General features: G+C 42.4%; 3 protein-coding genes. All 3 read left to right on the forward strand.

Features of this window, described 5'->3' with window-relative positions; genetic code table 11:
• Positions 1-553 precede the first annotated feature (553 nt).
• The 3 genes from QOR82_RS04835 to QOR82_RS04845 are packed head-to-tail and all read left to right on the forward strand — an operon-like array spanning position 554 to position 5,830.
• Entirely contained in the window at positions 554-1,174 is a 621-nt protein-coding gene (locus tag QOR82_RS04835) for a YSIRK-type signal peptide-containing protein (protein ID WP_283583641.1), read from the forward strand.
• Positions 1,152-1,589, forward strand: a complete 438-nt coding sequence (locus tag QOR82_RS04840; protein ID WP_283583642.1) for a hypothetical protein — start codon at positions 1,152-1,154, stop codon at positions 1,587-1,589. The genes QOR82_RS04835 and QOR82_RS04840 overlap by 23 nt, the downstream gene beginning before the upstream one ends.
• A gap of 50 nt (positions 1,590-1,639) precedes the next feature.
• Positions 1,640-5,830: a Rib/alpha-like domain-containing protein gene (locus tag QOR82_RS04845; RefSeq protein WP_283583643.1), complete on the forward strand. Its 4,191-nt coding sequence runs from the start codon at positions 1,640-1,642 to the stop codon at positions 5,828-5,830.
• Positions 5,831-6,000 lie beyond the last annotated feature (170 nt).

A 6,000-nucleotide genomic window follows, 5' to 3' on the forward strand; every position in this document is an offset into this window, starting at 1 on the left:
CTCGATTTTCAAGCATGGTGGTTTAAAGCAATTTTGGGACATCTAGAACTCTTCTTTCACCTTGGTATTAGCGTATTCATGGGTTAGCAAGAGGACTTAAATGTTTTAACCAATTAAAGATAATAAAAACTGACATCGGCTCTCACCAATACCAGTTAATACAGATCCGTTAATTTCGACTATCGACAATGCCTAAGATCATCAGTGCAATAACAAGGCGTTAAACAGCCATTGCTCGTCATATCAGGATGCTTTTTGCATTTATCAAAATGATATAGTTTTCATTATTTTAATAAATGACTAATAAAATAATAAAGAATGCAAGTATTTCGCTTAATTTTAAATATAGACCAATGAATTGATTAATGATAATCTTGTGCACCTTCAAAATTAAATATTCATTTATTGATAATATAAAAGTGATTGTATAAACCTGATTGCCATATGAAAGCGATTGATAACACACTGAAAAGTTGCAACTTCCTTACGGAGCCACTACTATTAAGCTTGTATAGAGATTCTAATGGTTTTAGTTTTTGGGGGGGACATAAGGATGTCATCAAAAAACAATTGGAAAGAATTGCTACGGCGGCAGCAACCACAGAAACAGCGGTTTACGATTAAGAAGTTAAAGGTGGGAGTTGCTTCGGTTTTAATTGGTTTTACGTTTATGGGAATGAATGCTTCTGCGGATACAACGACAGAGGCTAATAATGCTGATAATCAACCTGCAGAGACTACTCAAAGTAATACGGATTCTACACAAAGTAATTCTGGCCAAGTGGTTTTGCATTCTACTACAGAATCGGCAACATCGGGTGCTCAGTCAACGACTGGTAAAGCAGAAAATACGCCAGCCGGTAATAAAGATGTGAATAATGGAGCTGCTACTGAAAAGGCAGCAATCCAATCAGACACTGATGATCAATCGGTTAGTGGGCAAGCGACTACAAACAAGTTGGATAAAGCAAATAATAATGCCAGCATAGTCGCTCAATCATTAGCCGTAACAACTGAAGGGCAGACAGAAGAAGCAAACGATTCTACAAGTTTCTTAAATGCCCTTCGTAATGGAAACACCAGTACAATTAATTTAACGGGTGATGTTAATTTTACTGGTTATAATGGCAGCACAGATATCAGTGGTAATTATGCGCGTCAAGTTACTATATAATCTTGGCTCGCATATTTTAAATTTAGCAAATAAACAACTTAAGCTTGGATACAATAAAAATAATTGGGGCCTTACTTTTGTAGGCGATAATACTGCAACTGCTAAGGGACAAAATGATATTAGATATGGTATCGATACACCAATCAGATTTAACAATAAGACTAATGTTACTTTCCAGAACGTAAATATTGATGGTAACGGCCAATTTGGCCAAACTGGTGGTAATTCGGCTGACTTAAAGTTATCTGGAAACAATAATATTAATATCACTCATGAAGGTGGAACTGCAGCGTTACTAGTTGAGAGTGCTGAAGTTACTGATGGTACAACTGTCATTAGTCATAGTGATAGCAAAAAAATGTTCAGTACAATGCAGCAATCTTTATTGATTCTACGAACAATGGTGGAAATATAAACATTGATAATGGTGCTAGTTTAACTATCAATGGATTAACCTCAAATGCCATGGGGATATTCTTTGATGGCGCTGATAACAACGGGACTATCGATTCAACCAGAACGGGGCTAATCAAGGTTGGCAAAGATTCTCTTTTAAAGATTAACTTACAAGACGGTAACTCAGCTGCAATCTATGCCGATGATATTGATGTACTAACAGGCGGCATAGTTGACATTACTACTGCTCAAAACACTACTAGTAATGGTGCTGGCACTATGAATGGCTTCCTTGATGGTGGTTTAGGCGGTATCCATAATGGTGTTGTTAACTTGGGGATGCATGGCATTAAGAGTAGAGCATTGAGAATTGCCCAAGATGCTACTTTCAAGATCAATCGGACAAGTGATAAGTCATCGTCAGCATTATTGTCTTTTGGTGGTACGGGTAGTGACGGTGGTTGCACATCATCTGTATTAGTTAATGGCGGTACTCTTGACTTAGAAGACCATGCGACTATCTATAGAATTTGGAACGATGGCGCAATAAAGAACATCCCATGGACTGGCTTGATTACGATGTGGGGCTCAGGAACTACAGATAATGTTGACTTTGAGGTGCCTAAGTTAATCAATCTACAAAGATATGGTAAATCCCAAAGCGAAAACGGCCATACTCAAGGCAATACGGGGGCAATGTTACGTCTTGAAGGTACGAATGTTAGTGTTGATATTAACAAGAATGTTAACAAGAAAGCATCCAATGTTGTAACGCCATTGAAGTTCTGGAATCCGCAAGCAACTAGTGCAAGTAACACATGGTACATTGTTAAAGAGCATAACCAAAATTCATGGGGCAATAAATCTTCAGGATACTTAAAGAAGGGCACAACCCAAAAGAATCTTAGTAAATTGTTTGCTCCTGATGGGGTGGCTACATTTCGAGAATCAAATGGTTCTGTTACTTTATCTGAAGATCTAAGTGGCAAGAATACTGCAACCTTTAATGATGGAACAGGTGATACTAGTAAATCTTACATGAGTGATTTCCTTAATGACTTTAACTGGTGGTCACCACAACAGATGTCATTTGGCAGTGATATCAATATGGCCAGGGATTATACACCGGCATATAAGGGGATTTCAGTAAATGTCGGTAAATCCGCAATCACCGATGCCCCAACATTTACTGAAAATGGTGTTCAAGGCACGGTGGCCACACCATCTGGTACTACATTTGCTAAGGGAACTGATGCACCAAGTTGGTCAAGTATTGGTGCAGATGGTAAAGTAACTGTTTCTCCAACTGTAGGAGTAACTCCTGGTGCTTACAATGTTCCAGTAATTGTAACTTACTCTGATGGTAGTGTTGATAACACCACTGTTCCAGTTATCGTAACCAAAGCTGGTCAAAGCGTAGTATGGGGCGATAGGGGTGCAGTTGTATTAACTACTGATACTTCTAAGTTTGGTGCACACGAAACTACTACTAACTCACAAGTTCTTTCACCAGCCGGTGCTGTAACTGCAGTAAGTTACGAATTAACAGACGGTAAGTTATCAGAAACAGCCACTCCAATTACAATTGCTCCATCAACTGTAAGGTGGACCAAAGAACCAAGCACTATTGTTGATACTGCTAGTGCTGATGGCACGCAAATCAAAGACAACACTATTCAGATTGATTTCACTAACAATAGTGCTGTTCAGAATATCTTAGGTTCAAAGAATGGCACTGTAACTACTAGTCCATTTGATATTGTTGCTAATGGTGCAGGCGCTAAGAATGTAACTAACCCAGTTGAAGTTAAGCTGGGCTCTGAATTAACTCCGGCACAATTCAAGCAATTAGTAGTCAACAAGATTCCAACTAAGCAAATTGCAAGCACTACTTGGGCAACTAAACCAGATGCACAAGGCAAGGGCGGAGTAATCAAGATTACCTTTACTGATAAAGACGCAAATGGTAATCCAACTTACTTGAACGTTGATATTCCTGCAAGTTCAATCAAGATTACTACTGATGCAGATGCTAATACACCGGCAGCTAAGAACATTTCTACGCAACAAGATCAAATTCCAAGTGCTAGTGATGCCATCACCAACAAGCCAACCGACAACGTATCGAATAAGCTGCCAGAGGGGACGACTATTAGCTGGACAGATTCATCTCAAATTGCAACTGATGTGAAGACGCCAGGTGAATACCATGAGATGATCACAGTTACTTACCCTGATGGCTCCACTGACACAGTTACATCCATGGTCACGGTGGATGCAAAGCCGACGGTTAAGACCATTGAAACCACGGTTGGTGAAATTCCAAATGCTAAGGATGGGATTAGTAACTTGAACAACGGTGGTAAGGTGTATCCATCGGATGTTGTTTGGACGACTGAGCCAGACACATCTAAGGTTGGTGACACTACGGGAAAGGCAAAGGTAACCTATCCAGATAAGACTACTCAGGATATCACTATTCCGGTTCATGTTGCGGCTAAAGTTACAGATGCCGACAAGTATGAACCGAAGGGCCAAAATATCACAGTGAACAAGGGTGCAAAAGCTCCAAGTGCTGACACAGCTATCAGCAATAAGGATGCTTTGCCAGCCGGCACGCAGTACAGTTGGCAGACGGCTCCAGACACCAACACAGTTGGTGACCAGCGTGCAGTGGTCGTGGTAACTTATCCAGACGGCTCACACGACACTGTCAACGTCACGGTTACGGTGAAGGACAACACACCAAAGCAGACCGATGCGGACAAGTACCAGCCACAGGGTCAGGACGTTAATACCCACACTGGTAAAACGCCGAACCCAGCAGATGGGATCAAGAACAAAGACGATCTGCCAAAGGGTACTAACTACACTTGGCAAACGACTCCGGACACTACAATACCAGGCAGCAAGCCAGCAACGATTGTGGTAACTTATCCAGATGGCTCACACGACACTGTCAACGTCACAGTTACGGTGAAGGACAACACACCAAAGCAGACTGACGCGGACAAGTACGAACCACAAGGTAAAAACATCACAGTGAACAAGGGTGCAAAAGCTCCAAGTGCTGACACAGCTATCAGCAATAAGGATGCTTTGCCAGCTGGCACGCAGTACAGTTGGCAGACGACACCAGACACCAACACAGTTGGTGACCAACCTGCGACGGTCGTGGTAACGTACCCAGACGGCTCACACGACACTGTCAACGTCACGGTTACGGTGAAGAATAACACGCCAAAGCAGACTGACGCGGACAAGTACCAGCCACAGGGTCAGGACGTTAATACCCACACTGGTGAAACGCCGAACCCAGCAGATGGGATCAAGAACAAAGACGATCTGCCAAAGGGTACTAACTACACTTGGCAAACGACTCCGGACACTACAACGCCAGGCAACAAGCCAGCAACGATTGTGGTAACTTATCCAGATGGCTCCACTGACAAAGTAACAGTAACGATTCATGTCACTAATCCACAGACTGATGCGGACAAGTACGAACCACAAGGTAAAAACATCACAGTGAACAAGGGTGCAGAAGTACCAGGTGCTGACACAGCCATCAGCAATAAGGGTGATTTGCCAGCTAACACGCAGTACAGCTGGCAGACGACACCAGACACCAACACAGTTGGTGATCAAGCTGCGACGGTCGTGGTAACGTACCCAGACGGCTCACACGATACTGTCAACGTCACGGTTACGGTGAAGGATAACACGCCAAAGCAGACCGACGCGGATAAGTACCAGCCACAGGGTCAGGATGTCAATACCCATACTAGAGAGACGCCGAACCCAGCAGATGGGATCAAGAACAAAGGCGATCTGCCAAAGGATACAACATACACCTGGAAAGATACGTCAGACATCACGACATCAGGTGACAAACAGGGCACGATTGTCATCAACTATCCAGATGGCTCGAAGGATGAAGTTTCGGTAACGATCCATGTTACTCCGTTTACACCGCAACAGGGTGGTCAGACCACAAATCACCCGGCTGATGATGTTAACACTGGCAGCAACATTAACAATGGTGGCCAGACTAATGGCAGTCATGGTAACGCTATGTCCGAGCAGAGCACTGGCAGTCAAACTAACAATAATCAAGTCAACACCATTGTGGACAACAATCAACACAACCAGACATTGCCACAAACTGGTAACCAACATAGTATGGCAAGTGTTATTGTTGCCGCTTTGGCCGGTGTCATTTCATTGTTAGGATTGGCAGGTCATAAAAAAGAAGACTAGTCATTAACTTCAAAAAACGTTTTCCATAGGTATCCATTAGAAAAACAGGCAATATTCGATCTTTTGGGGATCGGACGTTGTCTGTTTTTTTATTCTAAATTTCAAGAATAAGTTAGCCACTAAGCTGAAATAAATAGCACTGACCAATTAATTATTGGTTGATGAGAACG

This window comes from Limosilactobacillus difficilis, from assembly GCF_947387495.1.
GTDB lineage: Bacteria > Bacillota > Bacilli > Lactobacillales > Lactobacillaceae > Limosilactobacillus > Limosilactobacillus difficilis.